Source organism: Paracoccus yeei ATCC BAA-599 (assembly GCF_000622145.1).
Classification (GTDB): Bacteria; Pseudomonadota; Alphaproteobacteria; order Rhodobacterales; family Rhodobacteraceae; genus Paracoccus; species Paracoccus yeei.
Genome location: NZ_JHWH01000002.1, coordinates 235,550 through 258,332 on the forward strand (window position 1 = coordinate 235,550; position 22,783 = coordinate 258,332).

General features: G+C 65.4%; 26 protein-coding genes. 2 read left to right on the forward strand and 24 right to left on the reverse strand.

Annotated features, from left to right (window positions below):
- Positions 1-8: 8 nt before the first annotated feature.
- The 23 genes from BU28_RS0103345 to moaA form a co-directional block, all read right to left on the reverse strand.
- Positions 9-1,550: an NADH-quinone oxidoreductase subunit M gene (locus tag BU28_RS0103345; RefSeq protein ID WP_028718192.1), complete on the reverse strand. Its 1,542-nt coding sequence runs from the start codon at positions 1,548-1,550 to the stop codon at positions 9-11.
- A gap of 1 nt (position 1,551) precedes the next feature.
- On the reverse strand, positions 1,552-3,684 hold the full coding sequence (gene nuoL / locus BU28_RS0103350) for an NADH-quinone oxidoreductase subunit L (RefSeq protein WP_028718193.1): 2,133 nt from the start codon (positions 3,682-3,684) through the stop codon (positions 1,552-1,554).
- A 6-nt stretch (positions 3,685-3,690) separates the two neighbouring features.
- A complete protein-coding gene (gene nuoK / locus BU28_RS0103355) occupies positions 3,691-3,996 on the reverse strand; it encodes an NADH-quinone oxidoreductase subunit NuoK (RefSeq protein ID WP_028718194.1) in 306 nt (101 codons plus the stop codon).
- 100 nt (positions 3,997-4,096) lie between these two features.
- A complete protein-coding gene (locus BU28_RS0103360; protein WP_028718195.1) occupies positions 4,097-4,699 on the reverse strand; it encodes an NADH-quinone oxidoreductase subunit J in 603 nt (200 codons plus the stop codon).
- Entirely contained in the window at positions 4,696-5,100 is a 405-nt protein-coding gene (locus tag BU28_RS0103365; RefSeq protein ID WP_028718196.1) for a carboxymuconolactone decarboxylase family protein, read from the reverse strand. The genes BU28_RS0103360 and BU28_RS0103365 overlap by 4 nt, the downstream gene beginning before the upstream one ends.
- Positions 5,097-5,588: an NADH-quinone oxidoreductase subunit NuoI gene (nuoI, locus tag BU28_RS0103370; protein ID WP_028718197.1), complete on the reverse strand. Its 492-nt coding sequence runs from the start codon at positions 5,586-5,588 to the stop codon at positions 5,097-5,099. The genes BU28_RS0103365 and nuoI overlap by 4 nt, the downstream gene beginning before the upstream one ends.
- Positions 5,588-5,770, reverse strand: coding sequence for a hypothetical protein (locus tag BU28_RS0103375; protein WP_028718198.1), 183 nt, complete (start codon positions 5,768-5,770; stop codon positions 5,588-5,590). The genes nuoI and BU28_RS0103375 overlap by 1 nt, the downstream gene beginning before the upstream one ends.
- A 2-nt stretch (positions 5,771-5,772) precedes the next feature.
- The gene (gene nuoH / locus BU28_RS0103380; protein WP_028718199.1) at positions 5,773-6,810 is read right to left on the reverse strand and encodes an NADH-quinone oxidoreductase subunit NuoH; all 1,038 of its coding nucleotides are present in this window, start codon (positions 6,808-6,810) and stop codon (positions 5,773-5,775) included.
- Between the two features lie 18 nt (positions 6,811-6,828).
- Entirely contained in the window at positions 6,829-7,614 is a 786-nt protein-coding gene (locus tag BU28_RS0103385; protein ID WP_028718200.1) for a hypothetical protein, read from the reverse strand.
- A 7-nt stretch (positions 7,615-7,621) separates the two neighbouring features.
- Positions 7,622-9,640, reverse strand: a complete 2,019-nt coding sequence (gene nuoG, locus BU28_RS0103390) for an NADH-quinone oxidoreductase subunit NuoG (RefSeq protein WP_028718201.1) — start codon at positions 9,638-9,640, stop codon at positions 7,622-7,624.
- A gap of 123 nt (positions 9,641-9,763) precedes the next feature.
- A complete protein-coding gene (locus BU28_RS0103395) occupies positions 9,764-10,210 on the reverse strand; it encodes a hypothetical protein (RefSeq protein WP_028718202.1) in 447 nt (148 codons plus the stop codon).
- Positions 10,211-10,218: 8 nt separating this feature from the next.
- Entirely contained in the window at positions 10,219-10,620 is a 402-nt protein-coding gene (locus BU28_RS0103400) for a DUF5333 domain-containing protein (RefSeq protein ID WP_028718203.1), read from the reverse strand.
- A gap of 158 nt (positions 10,621-10,778) precedes the next feature.
- Entirely contained in the window at positions 10,779-12,074 is a 1,296-nt protein-coding gene (gene nuoF, locus BU28_RS0103410) for an NADH-quinone oxidoreductase subunit NuoF (RefSeq protein WP_028718204.1), read from the reverse strand.
- Positions 12,075-12,080: 6 nt separating this feature from the next.
- The gene (locus BU28_RS0103415) at positions 12,081-12,329 is read right to left on the reverse strand and encodes a DUF5337 domain-containing protein (RefSeq protein WP_028718205.1); all 249 of its coding nucleotides are present in this window, start codon (positions 12,327-12,329) and stop codon (positions 12,081-12,083) included.
- Complete coding sequence (locus BU28_RS21915; RefSeq protein WP_198944915.1) at positions 12,329-12,706, reverse strand: hypothetical protein; 378 nt, start codon at positions 12,704-12,706, stop codon at positions 12,329-12,331. Before BU28_RS21915 ends, BU28_RS0103415 begins: the two co-directional genes overlap by 1 nt.
- 25 nt (positions 12,707-12,731) lie before the next feature.
- Entirely contained in the window at positions 12,732-13,478 is a 747-nt protein-coding gene (nuoE, locus tag BU28_RS21920) for an NADH-quinone oxidoreductase subunit NuoE (RefSeq protein WP_036761830.1), read from the reverse strand.
- Entirely contained in the window at positions 13,478-14,716 is a 1,239-nt protein-coding gene (locus tag BU28_RS0103430; protein ID WP_036761831.1) for an NADH-quinone oxidoreductase subunit D, read from the reverse strand. The genes nuoE and BU28_RS0103430 overlap by 1 nt, the downstream gene beginning before the upstream one ends.
- 51 nt (positions 14,717-14,767) lie before the next feature.
- Entirely contained in the window at positions 14,768-15,382 is a 615-nt protein-coding gene (locus tag BU28_RS0103435; RefSeq protein WP_028718207.1) for an NADH-quinone oxidoreductase subunit C, read from the reverse strand.
- Between the two features lie 4 nt (positions 15,383-15,386).
- A complete protein-coding gene (locus BU28_RS0103440; protein ID WP_028718208.1) occupies positions 15,387-15,920 on the reverse strand; it encodes a NuoB/complex I 20 kDa subunit family protein in 534 nt (177 codons plus the stop codon).
- Positions 15,911-16,276 (reverse strand): NADH-quinone oxidoreductase subunit A, encoded by a 366-nt coding sequence (locus BU28_RS0103445; RefSeq protein ID WP_028718209.1) that lies wholly within the window; start codon positions 16,274-16,276, stop codon positions 15,911-15,913. Before BU28_RS0103445 ends, BU28_RS0103440 begins: the two co-directional genes overlap by 10 nt.
- Before the next feature lie 187 nt (positions 16,277-16,463).
- The gene (locus BU28_RS0103450; protein ID WP_158212772.1) at positions 16,464-16,817 is read right to left on the reverse strand and encodes a DUF4260 family protein; all 354 of its coding nucleotides are present in this window, start codon (positions 16,815-16,817) and stop codon (positions 16,464-16,466) included.
- A gap of 8 nt (positions 16,818-16,825) precedes the next feature.
- Positions 16,826-19,687 (reverse strand): excinuclease ABC subunit UvrA, encoded by a 2,862-nt coding sequence (gene uvrA, locus BU28_RS0103455; protein ID WP_028718211.1) that lies wholly within the window; start codon positions 19,685-19,687, stop codon positions 16,826-16,828.
- A gap of 110 nt (positions 19,688-19,797) precedes the next feature.
- Positions 19,798-20,805 (reverse strand): GTP 3',8-cyclase MoaA, encoded by a 1,008-nt coding sequence (gene moaA, locus BU28_RS0103460; RefSeq protein ID WP_028718212.1) that lies wholly within the window; start codon positions 20,803-20,805, stop codon positions 19,798-19,800.
- Between the two features lie 141 nt (positions 20,806-20,946).
- Here moaA and BU28_RS0103465 point away from each other — a divergent pair, with 141 nt between their 5' ends.
- Positions 20,947-21,495: a hypothetical protein gene (locus BU28_RS0103465; protein ID WP_028718213.1), complete on the forward strand. Its 549-nt coding sequence runs from the start codon at positions 20,947-20,949 to the stop codon at positions 21,493-21,495.
- Here the strand turns inward: BU28_RS0103465 and BU28_RS21925 are convergent.
- Complete coding sequence (locus BU28_RS21925; protein WP_051577694.1) at positions 21,486-22,205, reverse strand: DNA alkylation repair protein; 720 nt, start codon at positions 22,203-22,205, stop codon at positions 21,486-21,488. The genes BU28_RS0103465 and BU28_RS21925 overlap by 10 nt on opposite strands.
- Positions 22,206-22,296: 91 nt before the next feature.
- On the opposite strand from BU28_RS21925, the gene BU28_RS0103475 reads away from it, so the two are divergent.
- Positions 22,297-22,770, forward strand: coding sequence for a pyridoxamine 5'-phosphate oxidase family protein (locus BU28_RS0103475; protein ID WP_028718214.1), 474 nt, complete (start codon positions 22,297-22,299; stop codon positions 22,768-22,770).
- Positions 22,771-22,783 lie beyond the last annotated feature (13 nt).

The following is a 22,783-nucleotide window of genomic DNA, read 5'->3' on the forward strand; positions in this document are numbered from 1 at the left end:
TTGCCCCCTTAGTGACTGGCCGCAGTCGCGGCGGTTTCGACCGCCGGCTGGCTCTGGTTGTAGTGGTTCAGCAGGTTCGCGACAGCCGGTCCGGTCACGTCGGTCGCAAGCCGGGGATAGATGCCCAGGATCAGCGTCATGGCGACCAGGGGCACGAAGATCCACTTCTCGCGCGGGGTCAGGTCCGTGATGGACTTGAGGCTTTCCTTGACCAGTTCGCCGAAGGTCACGCGGCGGTAAAGCCACAGCGCATAGCCGGCCGAGAAGATCACCCCGGTCGTCGCCACCAGCGCGACCCAGGTGTTGGCCTTGAAGGCCCCCATCAGCGTCAGGAATTCGCCGACGAAGCCCGAGGTGCCCGGCAGGCCGACGTTGGCCATGGTGAAGAACATGAAGATCGCCGCATAGGCCGGCATCCGGTTCACCAGACCGCCATAGGCGTCGATCTCGCGCGTGTGCATCCGGTCATAGATGACACCCACGCACAGGAACAGCGCGCCCGAGATGAAGCCGTGCGACAGCATCTGGAAGATGGCGCCGTCGACACCCACCTGGTTCGCCGCAAAGATCCCCATGGTCACATAGCCCATGTGCGCGACGGACGAATAGGCGATGACCTTCTTCATGTCCGACTGCACCAGCGCCACCAGCGAGGTGTAGACGATGGCGATGGCCGACAGCCAGAACACCACCGGCTGCATGATGTCCGAGGCGACCGGGAACATCGGCAGGCTGAAGCGCAGGAAGCCGTAGCCGCCCATCTTCAGCAGCACCGCAGCCAGCAGGACCGAACCGGCGGTCGGCGCCTGGACGTGGGCGTCGGGCAGCCAGGTGTGGACCGGCCACATCGGCATCTTGACCGCGAAGCTGGCAAAGAAGGCCAGGAACAGCAGCATCTGCATGCCGCCGATCACGCTGATGCCCAGCAGGCGGAACGTCTCGGACGGGAAATCGAAGGTCAGCAGCGTCGGAATGTCGGTGGTGCCCGCCATGCGATACATGGCGATCATCGCGACCAGCATCAGGACCGAGCCGAGGAAGGTGTACAGGAAGAACTTGAAGGAAGCATAGATGCGATCCTTGCCGCCCCAGATCCCGATGATCAGGAACATGGGGATCAGCCCCGCCTCGAAGAACAGGTAGAACAGCACCAGGTCCAGCGCGGTGAAGACGCCGATCATCAGCCCTTCCAGCACCAGGAAGGCGATCATGTATTCCTTGACCTTCACCTCGACCTCCCAGGTCGAGAGGATGGTCAGGGGCATCATGAAGGTGGTCAGGGCCACGAACAGGACCGAGATCCCGTCCACGCCCATCTTGTAGCGCAGGCCCATGATCCAGGCATGATCCTCGACGAACTGGAAGCCGGTGTTGGCCGGATCGAAGCCGAACAGCACGAAGAGCGAGATCAGGAAGGTGGCCGTCGTGGTGAGCAGCGCAAGCCACTTGGCATTGCGGGCCGCCGCCTCGTCCTGGCCGCGCAGGAACAGGGCCATGATCCCCGCCGCGACGATGGGCAGGAAGGTGATGATGGAAAGAAGGTTCGTCATGTCAGTGCGCGCCCCGCATCATCACCCAGATCAGCAAGCCCACGATGCCGAGGACCATCGCGAAGGCATAGTGGAACAGATAGCCCGATTGCACCCGGACCGCGGCGCGGGTCAGCCAGGGGACCACGCCCATCGCCACCCCGTTGATCGTGCCGTCGATGGTCGAGCCGTCGCCCCGTTTCCACAGGAAGCGACCCAGCCACAGCGCCGGACGCACGAAGATGAAATTGTAGATCTCGTCGAAATACCACTTGTTCAGCAGGAACTGGTACAGCGCCGGCTGCGCCCGGGCCAGCCGCACCGGCAGGTCGGGGCTGCGGATATAGAACAGCCAGGCGGTGCCAAACCCGATCAGCATCGCGATGAAGGGCGAGACCTTGACCCAGGCGGGGGCGTGGTGCGCCTCGTCCATGACGTGGTTGTCGGGGTGCATGTAGATCGCGCCCCCGACCGGCGCCGCGACGGCCGCAGGGGCCCCTTGGGCATGGCCGTCTACGGCCACCGGGGTTTCGGTCGCTGCAATCGCCTCGGTCGTGGTGGCAGGCTCGGCATGGACGGGCGCCTCGGCCGTGGCATGGCCTTCGGCCGCGCCCTCGGCGTGATGCTCGGCGCCGGCGATGTGGAAATACTCCACCACCTTGTGGTGGTCGCCGAAGAACGGCCCGTACCACACCATGCCCGAGAAGATCGCCCCGATCGCCAGCACGCCCAGCGGCACGGTCATCACCGGCGGGCTTTCATGCGCATGGTCATGCGCGTGATGATCGCCCCGCGGCTTGCCGTAGAAAGTCATGAAGATCAGCCGCCAGGAATAGAAGCTGGTGAAGCAGGCTGCGACCACCAGCAGCACAAAGGCGTAGGTGCTGCCGACATAGGCGCTTTCGATCACCGCGTCCTTGGACAGGAAGCCGGCGAAGCCGATATGCGTCAGCGGGATGCCCACGCCGGTGATGGCGAAGGTTCCGATCATCATGGCCCAGAAGGTCAGGGGAATCTGCTTCCGCAGCCCGCCATAGTTCCGCATGTCCTGTTCGTGGTGCATCGCATGGATGACCGAGCCGGCGCCCAGGAACAGCATCGCCTTGAAGAAGGCATGCGTCAGCAGGTGGAACATGGCCACCGAATAGACACCCACCCCGGCCGCGACGAACATGTAGCCCAGCTGCGAACAGGTCGAATAGGCGATCACGCGCTTGATGTCGTTCTGCACCAGGCCCACGGTCGCGGCGAAGAACGCCGTGGTCGCGCCGATGATGACGATGAAATGCTTGGTCTCGGTCGCGAATTCATACAGCGGCGACATCCGGCAGACCAGGAACACGCCCGCCGTCACCATGGTTGCGGCATGGATCAGCGCCGAAACCGGGGTCGGGCCCTCCATCGCGTCCGGCAGCCAGGTGTGCAGGAACAGCTGCGCCGACTTGCCCATCGCGCCGATGAACAGCAGGAAAGCCAGCAGGTTCGTCACGCTCCAGTCGCGCCACAGGAAATGCATGGTCTCGGTCGCCATGGCGGGGACCTGGGCAAAGATCTCGTCGAACTGGATCGTGCCGGTCACCCAGTAGAGCCCGAAGATCCCCAGCAGGAAGCCGAAGTCGCCGACACGGTTCACGATGAACGCCTTCATCGCCGCCGCGCCCGCCGACTGTTTCTTGTAGTAGAAGCCGATCAGCAGGTAGGACGCGACCCCCACCCCTTCCCAGCCGAAGAACATCTGCAGCAGGTTGTCCGCCGTCACCAGCATCAGCATGGCGAAAGTGAAGAAGGACAGATAGGCAAAGAAGCGCGCCTTGTAATGCGCGTGATGGCCGAAGTTCTCGTCATGGGCCATGTAGCCCAGCGAATAGGTGTGGACCAGCGCCGATACCGTGGTGACCACGATCAGCATGATGACGGTCAGCCGGTCGATGCGGATGGCCCATTCCGAATGGAAATCGCCGGTTACGACCCAGTCGAGCACCGGGATGTGCCGCGTCACCCCGTCGAAGGACAGGAACAGGTACCAGCTGAGCAGGCAGCTGAGGAACAGGATGCCCGTGGTCAGAAGCTGCGCGGCCTTTTCGCCGATCATGCGCCAGCCGAAGCCAGCCAGCAGCGAGCCCACAAGGGGCGCAAAGAGGACGATCTTTTCCATGCCGTCTTAGCCCTTCATCACGTTGACGTCTTCCACCGCGATGGTGCCGCGGTTTCGGAAGAAGACGACCAGGATCGCCAGGCCGATCGCGGCCTCGGCGGCGGCGACGGTCAGGATGAACATGGTGAACACCTGACCTGCCAGGTCGCCCAGATGCGCCGAAAAGGCCACGAAGTTGATGTTCACCGACAGAAGTATCAGTTCGATCGACATCAGGATGATGATGACGTTCTTTCGGTTCACGAAGATGCCGAAAATGCCGGTGACGAACATGATCGCCCCCACGACTAGATAATGAGTCAATCCGATCATCGTCCTGTCCCTCCGGGCTGTTTCACCCGCCGAAGTATCCGTTTGCTGTAAGGACCGCGCGGTCGCGGTCCCGATGGCTATCGCGGTCAGCAGGCCGCGTTCAAAGGCCCTGCCCGGGTTTCACGTCCCGCAGTTCCATCGTCTTGGCCGGGTCGCGCCACATCTGTTCCAGCACGTTCTGGCGCTTGACGTCCCGGCGGTGGCGCATGGTCAGAAGGATCGCGCCGATCATCGCGACCAGCAGCACCAGGCCCGAGATCTGGAACATCAGCAGGTAGCGGTCGTAAAGCACCAGGCCAAGGCCCGCGGTGTTCTGGACCCCCTCGACCACCGGGGCGACGCGCAGCTCGGCCGCGGTCTCGGCCGGGGTCCAGCCGGAGAAGGCGATGCCAAGCTGCGCGAGCAGCACGACCGCGATCACCAGCGCCAGCGGCAGGTAGCGCGCCAGTTCGCCCTTGAGTTCGGCGAAGTCCACGTCCAGCATCATCACGACGAACAGGAACAGCACCGCCACCGCGCCGACATAGACGACGATCAGCAGCATCGCCACGAATTCGGCGCCCTGCAGGATGAACAGCCCCGAGGCGGAAAAGAACGCCAGGATCAGCCACAGGACCGAGTGGACGGGGTTTCGACCGATCACGACCATGAAGCCCGCGACGCAGGCGCAGATCGCGAACAGGTAGAATGCAAAGGTCATCATTCCTCGTCCTCCTCGGCATAGACGCTTTGGGCGATTTCCAACGCCTTCTGCATCGCGGGCAGCCCGCCGAACATGCTCATCTGATAGATCGTCTCGGCGATCTCGCGTTTCGTTGCACCGGCCGACAGGGCCTGGCGGATCGTCAGGCGCAGCTGCGGCTCGGCCAGGGCACCCTGGACGGTGATCGCGCCGATGGTCAGCAGCAGGCGCGTCTTGGCGTCCAGCCCCTCGCGGTTGAAGGTCTTGCCGAACCACATCTCCAGCATGTCGGCCGGCATGATCGGCACCATCTTTTCCAGCGCACGCATGTCGAAATGTTCGAGCGCGGGGTTCCACGCCCGCGCCATTTCCTGGCTCTGGGCCAGCATCTGCGCGAAAAGCTTGGTGAACGGATCACTCATCGGTAGGGGGCGTCCATCTGAAGGTTGCGGGCGATCTCTGCCTCCCAGCGAGCGCCGTTGTCCAGCAGCTTCTGCTTGTCGTAGAACAGCTCTTCGCGGGTCTCGGTGGCGTATTCGAAGTTCGGCCCCTCGACGATGGCATCGACCGGGCAGGCTTCCTGGCAGAAGCCGCAGTAGATGCATTTCGTCATGTCGAGGTCATAGCGCGTCGTCCGGCGCGAGCCGTCCTCGCGCGGTTCGGCGTCGATGGTGATGGCCTGGGCCGGGCAGATCGCCTCGCACAGCTTGCAGGCGATGCAGCGTTCCTCGCCGTTGGGGTAGCGGCGCAGCGCGTGTTCGCCCCGGAAGCGTGGGGAAAGCGGGCCCTTTTCGTGGGGGTAGTTCAGCGTCGGCTTGGGCGACACGAAATAGCGCATCCCCAGGCCGAAACCCTTGATGAAGTCCCACATCAGGAAATATTTGGTCGCCCGCGCGAAGTCGAAGGCCATCAGAAACGCTCCCCTTCCTTCGGGGCGGCAAAGCGGTCGAAGGCGGCGACATAGTCCCGGATCCGGGCACTGTCCTGCGCCTGTTCCGCGCTGTCCAGGTTGTTGGCCAGGAAATGCGCCAGTTCCACCTTGTCGGCCTCACTGGCTGCGGCAAGAGCCTCGGCTAGCTTGTTAGAATACATGGTTATCCTCCGATTGCCCAGCGGGCCCAGAAGCCGCCCAGCACTTCGTAGCGGGCAAGAATTGCGATCAGGACGACCCAGCCCAGCGACAGGGGCAGGAACACTTTCCAGCCAATGCGCATCAGCTGATCGTAGCGATAGCGGGGCACGATCGCCTTGACCATGGCGAACATGTAGAACCAGAACCACATCTTGATGACCATCCACCACCAGCCGTCAGCGATGAACGGCACCGGCGACAGCCAGCCACCAAAGAACAGAAGCGACAGCAGCGCGCACATCAGATAGATGGCGATATATTCGCCCGCCATGAACAAAAGGTAAGGCGTGGATGAATATTCGACCATGTGGCCGGCGACCAGTTCGGATTCCGCCTCGGCCAGGTCGAAGGGCGGACGGTTCGTCTCCGCCAGCGCCGAGACGAAGAACAGCACGACCATCGGCAGGTGCGGCAGCCAGTACCAGTTCAACAGGCCCCAGTCGCCCTTCTGCGCGTGCACGATATGCGTCAGGTTCATCGACCCGGTCGAGATGATGATGCCGATGATGATCAGCCCCATCGACACCTCGTAGGAGATCATCTGCGAAGCCGAGCGCAGCGAGGCCAGGAAGGGATATTTCGAGTTCGAGGCCCAGCCGCCCATGATCGAACCATAGACCTCGAGCGAGGAGGCGGCGAAGACGAACAGGATGCCGACGTTGATGTTCGCCATGACCCAGCCTTCGTCAAAGGGGATCACGACAAAGGCGAACAGCGCCAGCATCATCGACAGGAACGGCGCCAGGAAGAAGATGAACTTGTCGGCGCCGGCCGGGATGACGATTTCCTTGACGATGTATTTCAGCGCATCGGCAAAGGTCTGCAGCAGGCCCCAGGGGCCGACCACGTTCGGGCCCCGGCGCATCTGGACCGCGGCCCAGATCTTGCGGTCGCCGTAGACCATGAAGATCAGCGACCCCATGACAAAGGCGATGACCGCCAGCCCCTGCAGCAGCAGGCTGAGCGCGAAACCATAGGGCGTTGCCCAGAATTCAGCCATGATCCGTCATCCCTTCCGTCACGCCGCGGGAATGCCGCGCGCCTTGCACTCCTGCAAGGTGTCTTTCGTTGTCATCACCGTCAGCCCCATCGGCTTCTTTTCCGAAAGGGTAAAGACCGAGCCGACGATCATCTTGCCATTGCGCTTGTCGCTCAGCGTACGGACGTGGCGCGCATAGGTCGCGCCCTTGCTTTCCGCCCAAGTGGCCAGCGCGCATGTGGCATAGGCGAAGGCGGTGCCGGCGTCCACCCCACCGCTAAGATTTGCCGTCACTTCGACCAGACTGTTCCCGCGCCGCAGGGTGCTGTCGTAGCTGCGCACGGCGGCGCCGCGGAAATCCTCGGGCTTGGCTTCGAAGGTCGGCGGCAGGTTCAGGCGCAGCGGCTGGGTCCGCGCCTTGAACGCGGCCAGCGCCTTTTCCTGCGCGGTGGGTCCGCGGCGCCCCACGGGCCCCATCGGCGCGACCCCGCCCAGGTCCAGGCCCAGGTTCTCGTTCAGCATCGCCAGGTCCGCTTCCGACACGGCAAAGGCGTCGCGTCCGCCAGGGGTGTCCAGCGCCACCTCGGACACCGAGCCGTCGGGCTCGAGAATCAGGATGTCCCCCGACTTGGTCGAGATGCGCGCACGGGACAGCACCTTCTTGCCCGGCGCACCGGCGTCGCTGTGCAGCACGGCGACGTTCAGGGCTTGGGGCTTGTCCTTGGGACGGCCGTCGTCACGCGCCGGCGGCTCGGCCGGTGCGCAGGCCGCCAGCATCGCCGAGGCGACGCCGATCCCGACCAGTCTGGAAAGGACGCGATTCATGCCGTGGTTACTCCGCTGCCATCGCCGGCGCCCGGCGCTCTGCTGCCATTGCCGAAAGCTCGCCCATCAGGGGCGACGAGCGCGCAATCGGGTTCGTCAGGTAGAAATCCTTGATCGCAAGGCGGAAATTCGCGCTGCCCATGTCAAGGCGGGTCAGCGCCTGCCATTCATTGACCGGCACGCGGTCGATCTGGGCCAGATGCGGCACCGCCTGAACCAGCGCCCGGCGCAGGCCCGCCAGGCTGTCCCAGGGCAGAGTGGCGCCCAGATCGGCCGAAAGCGCCCGCAGGATCGCCCAGTTCTCTTTCCCCTCGCCTGGCGCGAAATTCGCGCGCATGGCCAGTTGCGGCCGGCCCTCGGTGTTGACGAACAACCCGTTTTCCTCGGTGTAGCAGGCGCCGGGCAGGATGATGTCGGCACGATGCGCGCCGCGGTCGCCGTGGCTGCCCTGATAGATCACCACAGGGCCGGGGGCGATGTCGACCTCGTCCGCGCCCAGGTTGTAGATGACTTCGGCCCCCTCGATGGCGGCGGTCAGCCCGCCCTCGGTCACGGCGCTCACGTCCATCGCACCGACGCGGGCCGCGGCGGTGTGCAGGACCAGCAGCTTGCAGTCGCCCAGTTCGCAGATGCGCATGGCATTGGCGAGCACCGCTTCGCCATCGGCCTCGCGCAGGGCGCCCTGGCCGACGATGACGATGCCGGGGGTGCCCTCCTTGTTCGACAGATCGTCGTCCAGCAGCTTCGCCAGCGCGACGCGGTCATTGCCGAAATGGTGGTAACCATAGGTCAGGTCGACCGCCTCGCCCACCAGCGCGACCTGCGCGCCATGCGCCCAGGCCTTGCGGATGCGGGCGTTCAGCACCGGCGCTTCCTCGCGCGGGTTGGTGCCGATCAGCAGGATGCGCTTGGCCGAGTCGATGTCGGCGATCGTCGCGGTCCCGACATAGGCCGAGCGGTTGCCGGCCGGCAGCCGTGCGCCATCGGTGCGGCATTCCACCTTGCCACCCAGGCCCTCGACCAGTTGCTTCAGGCTGAAGGCCGCCTCGACCGGGGCCAGGTCGCCGACCAGGCCCGCAACCTCGCGCCCCGTCATCGCCGAGGCCGCAGCCGCCAGCGCCTCGGGCCAGGAGGCCGGGCGCAGCTTGCCGTTTTCGCGGATATAAGGCCGGTCAAGGCGCTGCCGGCGCAGCCCGTCCCAGACGAAGCGGGTCTTGTCGCTGATCCACTCCTCGTTCACGCCGTCATGGTTGCGCGGCAGGATGCGCATGACCTCGCGCCCCTTGGTGTCGACGCGGATGTTCGAGCCCAGGGCGTCCATCACGTCGATGGATTCGGTCTTGCTCAGCTCCCATGGGCGGGCGGTGAAGGCATAGGGCTTGCTGACCAGTGCGCCCACCGGGCACAGGTCGATGATGTTGCCCTGCATGTTCGATTCCAGCGTCTGGTTCAGATAGCTGGTGATCTCGCTGTCCTCGCCCCGGCCGGTCTGGCCCATCTGGGTGATCCCCGCCACCTCGGTCGTGAAGCGGACGCAGCGGGTGCAGCTGATGCAGCGCGTCATGTGGGTTTCGACCAGCGGACCCAGGTTCAGGTCCTCGGACGCGCGCTTGGGTTCGCGATAGCGGGAAAAGTCGATGCCATAGGCCATCGCCTGGTCCTGCAGGTCGCATTCCCCGCCCTGGTCGCAGATCGGGCAATCCAGCGGGTGGTTGATGAGCAGGAACTCCATCACCCCCTCGCGGGCCTTCTTGACCATGGGCGACTTGGTGCGGATCTCGGAAGGTGCGCCTTCGGGGCCGGGGCGCAGGTCCTTGACCTGCATGGCGCAGGACGCGGCCGGCTTGGGCGGGCCGCCCACCACCTCGACCAGGCACATGCGGCAGTTGCCGGCGATCGACAGGCGCTCGTGATAGCAGAAGCGCGGCACCTCGATCCCGGCCAGTTCGCAGGCCTGGATCAGGGTCAGGTTCGGATCGACCTCGATCACCACATCGTCGATCTTGAGCTTGCGAAGATCCGCCATCTTGTCTTCCTTATTCCCTGCACGCCCGGTCGGAACGATCTCCGCCGGGTTGGGCAAGATGCAAATGCTGGCCGAAGGCTGGCCGGTTTCTCAGTCTGGCTGCGATGCCCATGCCCCACACCGTCATGGCCGCACCCGGACAAAGGCGCGGGGCAGGATCGTGGAATCCAGGCGGTCCGATTCCCGCGGCGCCAGCATGATGCTCATCGCGTCGCCCTCGGGAACGAACATCACCGTCGCCCGGACCGGGGCGGCGGCGCTATAGCGCACGCGCCGGTTCACATCGGTGGTATAGCGCGTGCCATCCGGGCGCCAGCATTCGATATGCGCCTGGGACGCGGCGCCGGTGATGCGCAAAAGCGGCGCCCCGGTCATGCCGCGGCTGCGCTTGGTGCGAACCCCCTGCCCGGTCGCGTCGCATTCCAGATCGCCTGGCGTAAAGATCGAGAATTGCAGGTAGAACTTTTGCGCGGTCGGCGCGAACGGGTCCGACGCCTCACCCGCGAAGGCGTCGGCGGCGATCATCGCGGCGGCCGAGGCGGCCATCAGCGCAAGCCCGATGCGGTTCATCCACTTTTTCATTTCGCCACCAACAGGCTGCCGATGACGGATCTGTTCGCAATTTCCTGGCGCCCGACGGCGCAGAAGCTTTGCGGATCGTCGGCGCGCGCGCCCTTGCGCTTCAGATAGTCCTCGGCCACGGCATAGATGCGATCCTTTTCCTGGCGGTTGTCCAGGAAGGCGTCGATCTGAGCGTTGGAATAGCCCTTCTTCTGGGCATAGGACTTCAGCTTCCGCGCCTCGCCATAGGCATATAGGATGCGGCCGTCGATGGTCGGGCAGGTCCGGCGGATGCGGTCGGCAATGCGCGCCGCGATCAGCCGGTCGTTGATGTATTTTTCCTGGCTGAGCGGTTCCAGCGCGGCGGCCGGGCTGGCCAGCACCGCGCCGATCAGCGCGAGGGGCAGAAGTGTCTTCATGGCAAAAACCTCCGTATCATGGCATTCTGCCACAACATGGGGACGCCGGCCCGCCTGTTTACCTGCTGCTGAACCAGCCGTGACCCGCCCATGCGGAAACGATCCCCCGCAGGGGACCGATGCGCCGCGATGATGTGGGTCGTGGCCGTCATCCGCCCTTACTCCGCCGCCATGGCGCCCATGCGCCCGGTCCGTTTCGCCTTGATCCGGTCCTCGATCTCTTCGCGGAAATTGCGGATCAGGCCCTGGATCGGCCAGGCGGCCGCGTCGCCAAGCGCACAGATGGTGTGGCCTTCGACCTGCTTGGTCACATCGAACAGCATGTCGATTTCCTCGACCTCGGCATCGCCGCGCACCAGGCGCTCCATCACCCGCATCATCCAGCCGGTGCCCTCGCGGCAGGGCGTGCACTGGCCGCAGCTTTCGTGCTTGAAGAACTTCGACAGCCGCCAGATCGCCTTCACCACGTCGGTCTGCTGGTCCATCACGATCATGCAGGCGGTGCCGAAGGAGGAGCGCAGCTCGCGCATCCCGTCATAGTCCATGATGGCGTTTTCGCACTGCTCCGCCGTCAGCACCGGGCAGGAGGCGCCGCCGGGGATCACCGCCTTGAGGTTCTTCCAGCCGCCGCGGATGCCGCCTCCGTGCTTTTCAATCAGCTCGCGCATCGGGATCGACATGGCTTCTTCGACCACGCAGGGCGTGTTGACGTGGCCGGTCAGGCCGAACAGCTTGACGCCGGCGTTGTTCGGGCGGCCGAAGCTCGCGAACCACTCGGCGCCGCGCCGCAGGATCGTCGGCACGACCGCGATGGATTCGACGTTGTTCACCGTGGTCGGGCAGCCGTAAAGCCCCGCCCCGGCCGGGAACGGCGGCTTCATCCGGGGCATGCCTTTCTTGCCTTCCAGGCTTTCCAGCAGCGCGGTTTCCTCGCCGCAGATATAGGCGCCGGCGCCGTGATGCAGATAAAGGTCGAAATCCCAGCCCGAGCCACAGGCGTTCCGGCCCAGAAGCCCGTCGTCATAGCATTCGTCGATGGCGGCCTGCAGCGCCTCGCGTTCGCGAATGAACTCGCCGCGGATATAGATATAGGCGGCATGCGCGCCCATGGCGAAGCTGGCAATCAGCGCGCCTTCGATCAGCGTATGCGGATCGTGGCGCATGATTTCGCGGTCCTTGCAGGTCGCGGGTTCGGATTCGTCGGCGTTGATGACCAGGTAGGACGGGCGGCCGTCGGATTCCTTGGGCATGAAGGACCATTTCATGCCGGTCGGAAAGCCCGCGCCGCCCCGGCCGCGCAGGCCCGAGGCCTTCATCTCGTTGATGATCGCGTCGCGGCCGCGCTGGATGATCCCGGCGGTGCCGTCCCAATGGCCGCGCTTTTTCGCGCCGGCCAGGCTGCGGTCGCCCATGCCGTAAAGGTTGGTGAAGATCCGGTCCTGATCGTTCAGCATCGTCGTCTATCCTTGTCCCTGCGAAGACGCCTTGCGCCGCCGCCAGATCCGCCAGGTCACCGTCAGCGACCAGATCAAGGCCCCAATCGCCAGAAGATCGGCGAGAAAGGCGTATTTCGCGGGCCAGCCCAGATGGGCCCCCAGCCATTGCACTCCAAGCCAGGCGACCATGGTGGCGGCAATCACCGCGCCCACCAGCCGCATCTGGCCCGCATCCGCCGCAGGGGGCGGGTTATTCCCTGCCGCACGCGGCATCAAGGGGTCTCGTCGCGTTCGGCCGGGGCGGGCCCGCGCGGCATGGCGCCGGCGACGATGGGCATCTGCGCGGTCGAGGTCACGCCCTCGGGGCCGGTCGAGGACACCAGCAGGGCATCGGGCTGCTGGTCGGCGACCGAGCGCTCCCAGTCGGTGCGCGTCAGCCCGGCGCCCGGATTGCCGGCGTCCGCAAGTTCGGGACGTTCGTTGCAGACCAGCCAGACCATCAGCGCGCCGAACAGCCCGCCCGCCACCACGCCCAGGAACAGCCCCCCGCCCCAGGCGAGATCACCGATCCCCGAGGCGAACAGCAGAACCAGCACCCCGACGATCGCGCCCGAGATCCAGCAGTTCCTGTTGCACACCGACCGTTCCATCTTTCCTGACCCCGCAGGCGACCGCCTAACCGTTCATACCATCATCGGCCGCCACGGTCTCGGCCTTCCAGCGCCAGGGCGTGGTGACCGGAACCTCGGTTCCGTCGATCCGCTTGATCGTGTCGTTCAGCCGCACGGCGCGCGCCACGCTGGCGTTGTACTGTTCGTCCGTGCCCTTCAGATGGGCCAGCGCGACCGGCCCGCCCAGCGGCTCGGACGAGAAGCGGCCGTTCTGCGGCCCCGGCACCGGAACCTCGCCCACAGCCAGGCTGTCGATCAGCCGGGCCAGCTTGTCGGCGGTCAGATCCTCGTAGAAGTCCTTGCCGATCTGGGCCATGGGCGCGTTGGTGCAGGCGCCCAGACATTCGACCTCTTCCCAGCTGAACCGGCCGTCTGCGGACAACTCAAACGCATGCGAGGCGATCTTTTCCTTGCAGACCTGCATCAGCTCCTCGGCCCCGCAGATCATGCAGGTCGTGGTGCCGCAGATCTGGATATGGGCCACGCTGCCGACGGGCTGCAGCTGGAACATGAAATAGAAGGTCGCGACCTCGAGCGCCCGGATATAGGCCATGCCCAGCAGTTCGGCACAATATTCGATGGCCGGCCGGCTCAGCCAGCCTTCCTGTTCCTGGGCGCGCCACAACAGCGGGATGATCGCGGATTGCTGGCGGCCTTCCGGGAACTTGGTCATCTGGGCGCGCGCCCATTCCAGGTTGGCGGGCGTGAACGCGAACGAGTCGGGCTGGATGGGGGCAAGACGGCGCAGCATCAGCGGTCAACCTCTCCGAAAACGATATCAAGGGTGGCGATGATCGCCGGAACGTCGGCCAGCATGTGACCCTTGGACATCCAGTCGATGGATTGCAGATGCGCAAAGCCGGGCGCGCGCAGCTTGGCGCGCCACGGCTTGTTGCTGCCGTCGGCGACCAGATAGACGCCGAACTCGCCCTTGGGCGCCTCGACGGCGGCATAGACCTCGCCGGTGGGGACGTGGAAGCCCTCGGTGTAAAGCTTGAAGTGATGGATCAGGCTTTCCATGTCGCGCTTCATGTCGCCACGGCGCGGCGGCGTCAGCTTGCCGCGCGCCAGCACGTCGCCGGCGGGCTCGGCCCGCAGCTTCTGGACGGCCTGCTTCATGATCCTGGTCGACTCCCGCATTTCCTGCATGCGGATCAGATAGCGGTCATAGCAGTCGCCGTTCTTGCCGACCGGGATCTGGAAGTCGAATTCGTCATAGCATTCATAGGGCTGGCTGCGCCGCAGATCCCAGGCAAGGCCCGAGCCGCGCACCATGACCCCGGTATAGCCCCAGTTCAGGCAGTCTTCGGGCGAGACGATGCCGATATCGACCAGGCGCTGCTTGACGATCCGGTTTTCGGTCAGAAGCGTGTTGAGATCGTCAACCAGCCTCGGGAACTGCTCGCACCACTCCTCGATGTCGTCCAGCAGGTCCGGGGACAGATCCTGGTGAACCCCGCCGGGCCGGAAATAGGCCGCATGCAGGCGCGCGCCGGAAGCCCGCTCATAGAACACCATCAACTGCTCGCGCGCCTCGAAGCCCCACAGCGGCGGGGTCAGCGCGCCGATGTCCAGCGCCCCGGTCGTCAGGCCCATCAGGTGGTTCAGGATGCGGCCGATCTCCGAATACAGCACCCGGATCAGGCTGGCGCGGCGCGGCACGACGGTGCCGGTCAGCCGCTCGATTGCCAGGCACCAGGCATGCTCCTGGTTCATCGGCGCCACGTAATCCAGCCGGTCGAAATACGGCAGGTTCTGCAGATAGGTGCGGCTTTCCATCAGCTTCTCGGTGCCGCGATGCAGCAGGCCGATGTGGGGGTCCGCGCGTTCGACGATCTCGCCGTCCAACTCCAGCACCATGCGCAGCACGCCGTGGGCGGCCGGGTGCTGGGGCCCGAAGTTGATGTTGAAGTTCCGGATGCTCTGCTCACCCGTCAGGGCGTCGACCGAGCCGTCGTCATAGCTGTTCTTGCGGATGTCGCCGTCCATGTCAGCCCCCAAATCCGTTGCGTGGCGCGCTGCCGTGCTGCGTTGCTGCGGTCACTTCTTGGCCTCCGCCGCCTTCTCGTCGCCCGGCAGGACATAGCGCACGCCCTCCCACGGGGACAGGAAGTCGAACTGACGATATTCCTGCACCAGGTTCACCGGCTCATAGATCACGCGCTTTTCGACGTCGTTCCAGCGCACCTCGACATAGCCGGTGGTCGGAAAGTCCTTGCGCAGGGGATAGCCGCGGAACCCGTAGTCGGTCAGGATGCGCCGCAGGTCCGGGTGCCCCGAGAACAGGATCCCGAACATGTCGAAAACCTCGCGCTCGTACCAGTCCGCGCCGGGAAAGACGCCGGTCAGCGACGGCACGATCTCATCCTCGCGGACCTGGGCCTTGATCCGGATGCGCTGGTTCTGGTGCATCGACAGCAGGTGATAGACGATATCGAACCGCGCCGGCCGGTTCGGATAATCGACCGCGGTGATGTCGATCAGGGTCGAAAAGCGGCAGCTCGCGTCGCTGCGCAGGAACTCGATCAGCCCCACGACCGAGGACAGCGTGGCCGTCACCGTCAGTTCGCCGAAGGCGACCTTGGTTTCCACGACGTCGTTGCCGCGGCGCATCGCGATATGCTCGGCCAGCTCCAGAAGGGTTTCGTCGGACATGGCCTTACCTCACCAGCGTGCCGGTGCGCCGGATGCGGCGCTGAAGTTGCAGGATGCCGTAAAGCAGCGCCTCGGCGGTGGGGGGGCAGCCGGGCACATAGATGTCGACCGGCACGACGCGGTCACAACCCCGCACCACGGAATAGGAGTAATGGTAATAGCCACCGCCATTGGCGCAGCTGCCCATGCTGATGACATAGCGCGGCTCGGGCATCTGGTCATAGACCTTGCGCAGCGCCGGCGCCATCTTGTTGGTCAGCGTGCCCGCGACGATCATCAGGTCCGACTGGCGCGGGCTGGCGCGCGGCGCGGTGCCAAAGCGTTCCAGGTCATAGCGCGGCATCGAGGTCTGCATCATCTCGACCGCGCAGCAGGCCAGGCCGAAGGTCATCCAGTGCAGCGAGCCGTTGCGGGCCCAGTTGATGATGTCCTCGGTCGTGGTCAGCAGGAAGCCCTTGTCCTGCAGCTCGCGGTTCAGCTCGGCCGTGGCGAATTCACGGTCGGCACCGGCGGTATTCGCTCCGGTCATCACGCCCATTCCAGCGCCCCCTTCTTCCATTCATAGGCAAAGCCCACCGTCAGGACGCCCAGGAAAACCATCATCGACCAGAAGGCGACCTCGGACAGACCTGCAAAGGCCACCGCCCAGGGGAACAGGAACGCGACCTCGAGGTCGAAGATGATGAACAGGATCGACACCAGATAGAATCGCACGTCGAACTTCATCCGCGCATCGTCGAAGGCGTTGAACCCGCATTCGTAGGCGCTGACCTTTTCCGGGTCGGGATTGCGGATGGCGATGACGAGCGCAGCCAGAATCAGCACGATCGCCAGGGCCGAGGCCATTCCCAGAAAGACCAGGATCGGCAGATATTCTTGCAGCAGGTATTCCACTGGAGTTGGGCTCCCTTCGACTCGCAGGAACCCGGTTGGCGCCCCGCGATGGGTTTGGCTGCCGCCCGTTTATCCCCGCCCGCAGGCAGGGTCAACGGTAGGCGCGGCTTTGCCTATCATTGTATATAAGCCGCACGGCAAGCATCAAGAAAACGAAAAAACCAGCGACGCGGCGGCATCGCCCACTTCAGGGACGCGCCTCCGAACGGGCGCCGCGAGGCCAGGGCGGCAGTCCGGGCCGCCAGCCCATCGCCCGCTCGGCCCCGACATGGGCAAGCCACAGGCCCGCCGCAGCGATCCAGCCGACATTGCCGCCGGCCACGCCCAGCACCATCAACAAGAAGGGTGCGGCATAAAGATGGGCCAGGTTCTGGACGACATCCCCGACCCTTTTCCCCAGCAGGCGGCCTGCCATCGCCAGTTCCGGCGCCATCAGCCCCAGCATCCAGCCCCACCAGGGCCAGCCGGGCGACGCGAACCCCGCGACCGCCATGCCCCCGAGCGCCATCCCGGCCCCCTCGACCCGAGGCCAGAGCCCCATTGCGGACGTCATTCCGCCGCAGCGCGCCGGCGCGCGGCCTGCAACATCGGGCCCAGATAGCGGCCGGTATGGCTTTCGGGAACCTCGGCCACATCCTCGGGCGTGCCCGATGCGACGATGCGGCCGCCGCCGTCACCCCCTTCGGGGCCGATGTCGATGATCCAGTCGGCGGTCTTGATGACGTCCAGGTTATGTTCGATCACCACCACGGTGTTGCCCTGGTCGACCAGACTGTGCAGCACCTCCAGAAGCTTGCGCACATCCTCGAAATGCAGACCCGTCGTCGGCTCGTCGAGAATGTAGAGCGTCTTGCCGGTTGCGCGGCGGCTGAGCTCCTTGGACAGCTTCACACGCTGCGCCTCGCCACCCGACAGCGTGGTCGCCTGCTGGCCGACCTTGATATAGCCCAGACCCACCTCGACCAGCGCGTCCATCTTGTCGCGGATCGAGGGCACCGCCTTGAAGAACTCCTGCGCATCCTCGACGGTCATGTCCAGCACGTCGGCGATGGACTTGCCCTTGAACTGCACCTCAAGCGTCTCGCGGTTGTAGCGCTTGCCCTTGCAGGTCTCGCAGGTGACATAGACGTCGGGCAGGAAATGCATCTCGATCTTGATGACGCCGTCGCCCTGGCAGGCCTCGCAGCGGCCGCCCTTGACGTTGAAGCTGAAGCGCCCGGGCTTGTAGCCGCGCGCCTTCGACTCGGGCAGGCCGGCATACCAGTCGCGGATGTGGGTATAGGCGCCGGTATAGGTCGCGGGGTTTGATCGCGGCGTGCGCCCGATGGGCCGCTGGTCGATGTCGATGACCTTGTCGAGCAATTCCAGCCCCTTGATCGTCTCGCAAGGCGCCGGGGTCTGGCGGGCACCGTTCAGGCGCAGGCTGGCGGTCTTGAACAGCGTCTCGATGGTCAGCGTCGACTTGCCGCCGCCCGAGACGCCGGTGACGCAGACGAACTTGCCCAGCGGAAACTCGGCCGTGACGTTCTTGAGGTTGTTGCCGGTAGCCCCGACCACCTTGATCGCCTTGCCGTTGCCGACGCGCCGTTCCTCGGGCACGACGATTTCGCGCGCGCCCGAAAGATACTGCCCGGTCAGGCTGTCGGGATTGGCGGCGATCTCGGCCGGGGTGCCCTTGGCCACCACCGCGCCGCCGTGCACCCCTGCCCCGGGCCCCATGTCAAAGACATAGTCGGCGTGACGGATCGCGTCCTCGTCATGTTCGACCACGATCACCGAGTTGCCCTGGTCGCGCAGGCCCTTCAGCGTATCAAGCAAGCGGTCGTTGTCGCGCTGGTGCAGCCCGATCGAGGGCTCGTCCAGTACATAGAGTACGCCCGTCAGGCCGCTGCCGATCTGGCTGGCCAGGCGGATGCGCTGGCTTTCGCCCCCTGACAGCGTGCCGGCGGCGCGGCTGAGCGTCAGGTAGTCCAGGCCCACGTTCACCAGGAACCCCAACCGCTCGCGGATTTCCTTGAGGATGGCGGCGGCGATCTCGTTCTTCTGCTTGGTCAGGTGGCCCGGCGCGGCCTCGACCCAGGCCAGGGCCTCGCGGATCGACAGTTCGGTGACATTCCCGATATGGCTGCCCGCGATCTTGACCGCCAGCGCCTCGGGCTTCAGCCGGTAGCCTTCGCAGGCGTGGCAGGGGCGGTTGTTCTGGTACTTCTCGAATTCCTCGCGAACCCAGGCGCTGTCGCTTTCGCGCAGCCGGCGCTCCATGTTCGGGATGATGCCCTCGAAGCTGCGCGTGACCTCATAGACCCGGCCGGCGTCGTCGAAGCGAAACGGGATCTCCTCGCGTCCCGAACCGTGCAGGAACATCCGGCGGACCTCTTCGGGCAGGTCCTTCCACGGGGTCTTGCGGTCGAATGCGTAATGCTTGGCCAGCGCGTTGATGGTCTGGGTCAGATAGGCCGACTTGGACTTGGCCCAGGGCGCCAGTGCGCCTTGCGCGATGGACAGGCCCTGGTCGGGCACGATCAGGCGTTCGTCAAAGAACAGCTCGGCCCCAAGGCCGTCGCAGACCGGGCAGGCCCCGAAGGGCGCGTTGAAGGAAAACAGCCGCGGCTCGATTTCCGGGATGGTGAAGCCGCTGACCGGGCAAGCGAAATTCTCGGAGAAGGTAATGCGCTCGGGCTCTCCCTCACCCCCAGCGGTCTCCAGGTGGGCGATGCCGTCGGCCAGGTCCAGCGCGGTGCGGAAACTGTCGGCCAGCCGCGTCTCCATACCCTCGCGCACGACGATGCGGTCCACCACCACGTCAATGTTGTGGCGGAACTTCTTGTCGAGCGTCGGCGGCTCGTCCAGTTCATAGAATTCGCCATTCACCTTGACGCGCTGGAAGCCCTGCTTGCGCAGTTCAAGGAACTCTTTCTTGTATTCGCCCTTGCGGTCGCGGATGATGGGCGCCAGCAGATAGGCGCGCGTGCCCTCGGGCAGTTCCATCACCCGGTCGACCATGTCCTGCACCTGCTGCGCCTCGATGGGCAGGCCGGTCGCCGGCGAATAGGGCGTGCCGGCGCGGGCGAACAGCAGCCGCAGATAGTCGTAGATCTCGGTCACCGTGCCGACGGTCGAGCGCGGGTTCTTCGAGGTGGTCTTCTGCTCGATGGAGATCGCCGGCGACAGGCCGGTGATATGGTCCACGTCCGGCTTGCCCATCATGTCAAGGAACTGCCGGGCATAGGCCGACAGGCTTTCGACATAGCGCCGCTGCCCTTCGGCATAGATCGTGTCGAAGGCGAGGCTGGACTTGCCCGAGCCCGACAGGCCGGTGATGACCACCAGGCTGTCGCGCGGAATGTCCATGTCCACGTTCTTCAGATTGTGCTCGCGCGCGCCGCGAACCTCGATGAACTTCTGTTCCATCGTGCCGTCCTGATTCCGCCAAGCGCATCACATAGGCATGATCGCGGAAATGGCAACCATTAACAGAACATCAGGGGAACATTTCCGGCCGATGCCGCGCCGAGCCGCTTCTAGCCGCCGGTATGGCTCATGAACCGGCTGACGGTGCCTGCGACGTGCTGGCGGGAATAGTCGAAGTCGTGCCCCTTGGGCTTGCGGCTGATCGCCTCGCGGATGGCGGCGCGCAGGGGGGCGTCGTCGGCGCTGTCGCGCAGGGGCGCGCGCAGGTCGGCGCGGTCCTCCTGCCCCAGGCACATGAACAGCTCGCCGGTGCAGGTCAGGCGGACACGGTTGCAGCTTTCGCAGAAATTATGCGTCAGCGGCGTGATGAAGCCGACCTTCTGCCCGGTTTCCTCTAGCCGGACATAGCGGGCGGGACCGCCGGTGCGTTCGGCCAGCGGCGTGACGCTGTAGCGGGTGGCGATGCGGGCGCGCAGATCGGACAGCGCCCAATACTGGTCCAGCCGCGCCTCCTCGCCCATCTCACCCATGGGCATGACCTCGATGAAGGTCAGGTCGTGGCCCTGGTCCGCGCACCAGTCGAGGAGCGGGAAAAGCTCGTCCTCGTTGAAGCCCTTCAACGCCACGGTGTTGATCTTGACGCGCATTCCGGCGCGGGTGGCAGCCTCGATCCCCTCCAGCACCTGCGCCAGACGGCCCCAGCGCGTCACGGCGGTAAAGCGATCCGCGTCCAGCGTATCCAGCGAGACATTGACCCGGCACACCCCGCAATCGGCCAGTTCATCCGCGAACCGGGCCAGCTGGCTGCCGTTGGTTGTCAGCGTCAGTTCGTCGAGCCCGGCGCCGAGGTGACGCGACATGGCGCGAAAGAATTCCATGATGTTGCGGCGCACCAGCGGCTCGCCCCCGGTGACGCGCAGCTTGCGCACGCCCAGGGACACGAAGGCCGAACACAGCCGGTCCAGTTCCTCAAGCGTCAGCAGGTCCTTCTTGGGCAGGAACTGCATGTGCTCGGCCATGCAATAGGTGCAGCGGAAATCGCAGCGATCGGTGACCGAAACCCGCAGATAGCTGATCGGCCGGGCGAAGGGATCGACAAGGGGGGCGCGCGCTTCCATGCCGCAAAGATAGGTGTGAGGCGCCGTCGGCACAAGCCGGCCGAGCGTTGACAGTCCATCAACCAGAAACGCGGGTAGCGGTGGACTTGGCCCGTGGCCCAAGGCTAGCATCCGGGAGATGACAGGATGGGGGGTTCCCGGATGACGACCTTGGCTTTGCGCATCCTTGGGCTGCTGGGTCTGGCCATGCTGGCCGCCTGCACGCAGAACGCCGGGACGCGCCAGACCGACCGGCAGGCGCCGGTGATGGAGAGCATGATCGACCCGGCCACGGGCCAGCCGGTGATTCCCGGACCCGTGCTGCAGGGCACGGCGCCGCGCACCCCGGGCAAAAGCACCTCGGCCTCGACCATCGGGGTGCCGGTCTCGCACAGCGCGGCGGCGCTGAACACGACCACGGCGACCGAACGGGCCCAGGCGGCCGCCCCCGCCACCTCCGGACGGCTGCTCGGCACGACCATCGCCTCGCTGGGCGATCCCTCGCAGCCGGGGTTCTGGATCAAGACCCCGCTGGTGCGCGCCGAATCCGACGGGCGCATCGTCAACCCGGCGAATGGCAAGTCGGCCAAGGTGCGGCTGATCCCGCTGGGCGGTCCGGCGAGCGGGGGCAGCCAGGTCTCGCTGCCCGCGCTTCAACTGCTGGGGATCAGCCTGACGGACCTGCCCAGCCTCGAGGTTTATCAGGGCTGACCGCCCTGCCCCGCCTCGCCCCGGCGGCTCCGGTTCTCGGGCAGCCAGCGCGCCGCCTCGCGCCGCGCCAGGGGCTTCAGCGTGGCGCCGTGATCGGCAAGCCAGTCGCGCACACGCTGCGGGTCGTGCTTGGAGAGTTCGCGCAGCCACCATCCGATGGCTTTCTGGATGAAGGTTTCCCGGTCCGGCGCCAGCCGCACCAGCCAGGACAGGATGCGCTCGCGCTGCGCCAGGTCGTCGGGCTTGGGGTTGCGCAGGTGGGTCCAGGGCAGCGTTCCGACCAGCGCCGCACGGCGGGTCCACAGGTTCGGATGCTCCAGCCAGGCCTCGACCTCGTCCAGCCTGCGGGGATCGGCCAGCAGGCGGCGTTCGCCCGCCTTCATCGCGTGGTCGGCCACCGCCCAGCCGTCGAACTGCGGCACCCAGCCCGCGATCAGGCGCCAGGCCGCGTCGTCGGGGCGGATCCGGGCCTGCACCAGCAGCTTGGCGGCGGCCACGCGCGCCTCGTGCACGTCGCTGTCCCACAGCGCCGCTGCCAGCGCCACCCGGCCCGGCACGTCCAGCTCCTCGCGCCAGCCGCGCACCAGACCGTCGATGGCCGGAACCGCAACCCCCAGATAGGGGCGCGGCACCTTGTGATAGGTGGCCATCTCGGCGGCCTTCTGCGGATCGCCCATGGCACGCAGGGCATCAAGCTGGGGAAAGGCCATCGCTCGGCTCCGTTTCGAGATTAACATTTATCAATATCGACGAACCAACGTCGGCTCGCGGTGTTTGCGTGTTGAAACAGCGGAGAGACCCATGTCCACCGAAAAAGACACCTTCTGGAAACGTTTGGACGACATCAATGCCGGAATGCTTGGCACGGCGGACAAGCTGAAGTTCGTTCCCATGTCCCATTACGCCGATCCGGACGCCGCCGCGCTGTGGTTCATCACGGCCGAGGGCACCGACCTTGTGGCCCAGGCCAGCGCCGGCCCGGTCGAGGCCATGCATGTGGTGGGCGACGCTTCGGGCAAGCTCTGGGCCCGGATCGAGGGCGTGCTGGAACTGTCTACCGACCGCGAGAAGCTGGACGAGATCTGGAACGCCGTCGCCTCGTCCTGGTTCGAGAAGGGCGAACGCGACCCCGACGTGCGCCTGCTGAAGTTCCGCGTCCAAAGCGCCGAGGTCTGGACCACCACCGGCGGGTTGGGCTTCCTCTATGAGGTGGCCAAGGCGAACCTGACCGGCGCCAAGCCCGACATGGGCGACCATTTCACCCTGAACTTCTGATCCTTTCGATATG

Bases quoted from the DNA above. Each gene is read 5' to 3' on its own strand.
- BU28_RS0103345 (WP_028718192.1), bottom strand. From the start codon at position 1,550: ATGACGAACCTTCTTTCCATCATCACCTTCCTGCCCATCGTCGCGGCG.
- nuoL (WP_028718193.1), bottom strand. From the start codon at position 3,684: ATGGAAAAGATCGTCCTCTTTGCGCCCCTTGTGGGCTCGCTGCTGGCT.
- nuoK (WP_028718194.1), bottom strand. From the start codon at position 3,996: ATGATCGGATTGACTCATTATCTAGTCGTGGGGGCGATCATGTTCGTC.
- BU28_RS0103360 (WP_028718195.1), bottom strand. From the start codon at position 4,699: ATGATGACCTTTGCATTCTACCTGTTCGCGATCTGCGCCTGCGTCGCG.
- BU28_RS0103365 (WP_028718196.1), bottom strand. From the start codon at position 5,100: ATGAGTGATCCGTTCACCAAGCTTTTCGCGCAGATGCTGGCCCAGAGC.
- nuoI (WP_028718197.1), bottom strand. From the start codon at position 5,588: ATGGCCTTCGACTTCGCGCGGGCGACCAAATATTTCCTGATGTGGGAC.
- BU28_RS0103375 (WP_028718198.1), bottom strand. From the start codon at position 5,770: ATGTATTCTAACAAGCTAGCCGAGGCTCTTGCCGCAGCCAGTGAGGCC.
- nuoH (WP_028718199.1), bottom strand. From the start codon at position 6,810: ATGGCTGAATTCTGGGCAACGCCCTATGGTTTCGCGCTCAGCCTGCTG.
- BU28_RS0103385 (WP_028718200.1), bottom strand. From the start codon at position 7,614: ATGAATCGCGTCCTTTCCAGACTGGTCGGGATCGGCGTCGCCTCGGCG.
- nuoG (WP_028718201.1), bottom strand. From the start codon at position 9,640: ATGGCGGATCTTCGCAAGCTCAAGATCGACGATGTGGTGATCGAGGTC.
- BU28_RS0103395 (WP_028718202.1), bottom strand. From the start codon at position 10,210: ATGAACCGCATCGGGCTTGCGCTGATGGCCGCCTCGGCCGCCGCGATG.
- BU28_RS0103400 (WP_028718203.1), bottom strand. From the start codon at position 10,620: ATGAAGACACTTCTGCCCCTCGCGCTGATCGGCGCGGTGCTGGCCAGC.
- nuoF (WP_028718204.1), bottom strand. From the start codon at position 12,074: ATGCTGAACGATCAGGACCGGATCTTCACCAACCTTTACGGCATGGGC.
- BU28_RS0103415 (WP_028718205.1), bottom strand. From the start codon at position 12,329: ATGCCGCGTGCGGCAGGGAATAACCCGCCCCCTGCGGCGGATGCGGGC.
- BU28_RS21915 (WP_198944915.1), bottom strand. From the start codon at position 12,706: ATGGAACGGTCGGTGTGCAACAGGAACTGCTGGATCTCGGGCGCGATC.
- nuoE (WP_036761830.1), bottom strand. From the start codon at position 13,478: ATGCTGCGCCGTCTTGCCCCCATCCAGCCCGACTCGTTCGCGTTCACG.
- BU28_RS0103430 (WP_036761831.1), bottom strand. From the start codon at position 14,716: ATGGACGGCGACATCCGCAAGAACAGCTATGACGACGGCTCGGTCGAC.
- BU28_RS0103435 (WP_028718207.1), bottom strand. From the start codon at position 15,382: ATGTCCGACGAAACCCTTCTGGAGCTGGCCGAGCATATCGCGATGCGC.
- BU28_RS0103440 (WP_028718208.1), bottom strand. From the start codon at position 15,920: ATGGGCGTGATGACCGGAGCGAATACCGCCGGTGCCGACCGTGAATTC.
- BU28_RS0103450 (WP_158212772.1), bottom strand. From the start codon at position 16,817: ATGGGGCTCTGGCCTCGGGTCGAGGGGGCCGGGATGGCGCTCGGGGGC.
- uvrA (WP_028718211.1), bottom strand. From the start codon at position 19,687: ATGGAACAGAAGTTCATCGAGGTTCGCGGCGCGCGCGAGCACAATCTG.
- moaA (WP_028718212.1), bottom strand. From the start codon at position 20,805: ATGGAAGCGCGCGCCCCCCTTGTCGATCCCTTCGCCCGGCCGATCAGC.
- BU28_RS0103465 (WP_028718213.1), top strand. From the start codon at position 20,947: ATGACGACCTTGGCTTTGCGCATCCTTGGGCTGCTGGGTCTGGCCATG.
- BU28_RS21925 (WP_051577694.1), bottom strand. From the start codon at position 22,205: ATGGCCTTTCCCCAGCTTGATGCCCTGCGTGCCATGGGCGATCCGCAG.
- BU28_RS0103475 (WP_028718214.1), top strand. From the start codon at position 22,297: ATGTCCACCGAAAAAGACACCTTCTGGAAACGTTTGGACGACATCAAT.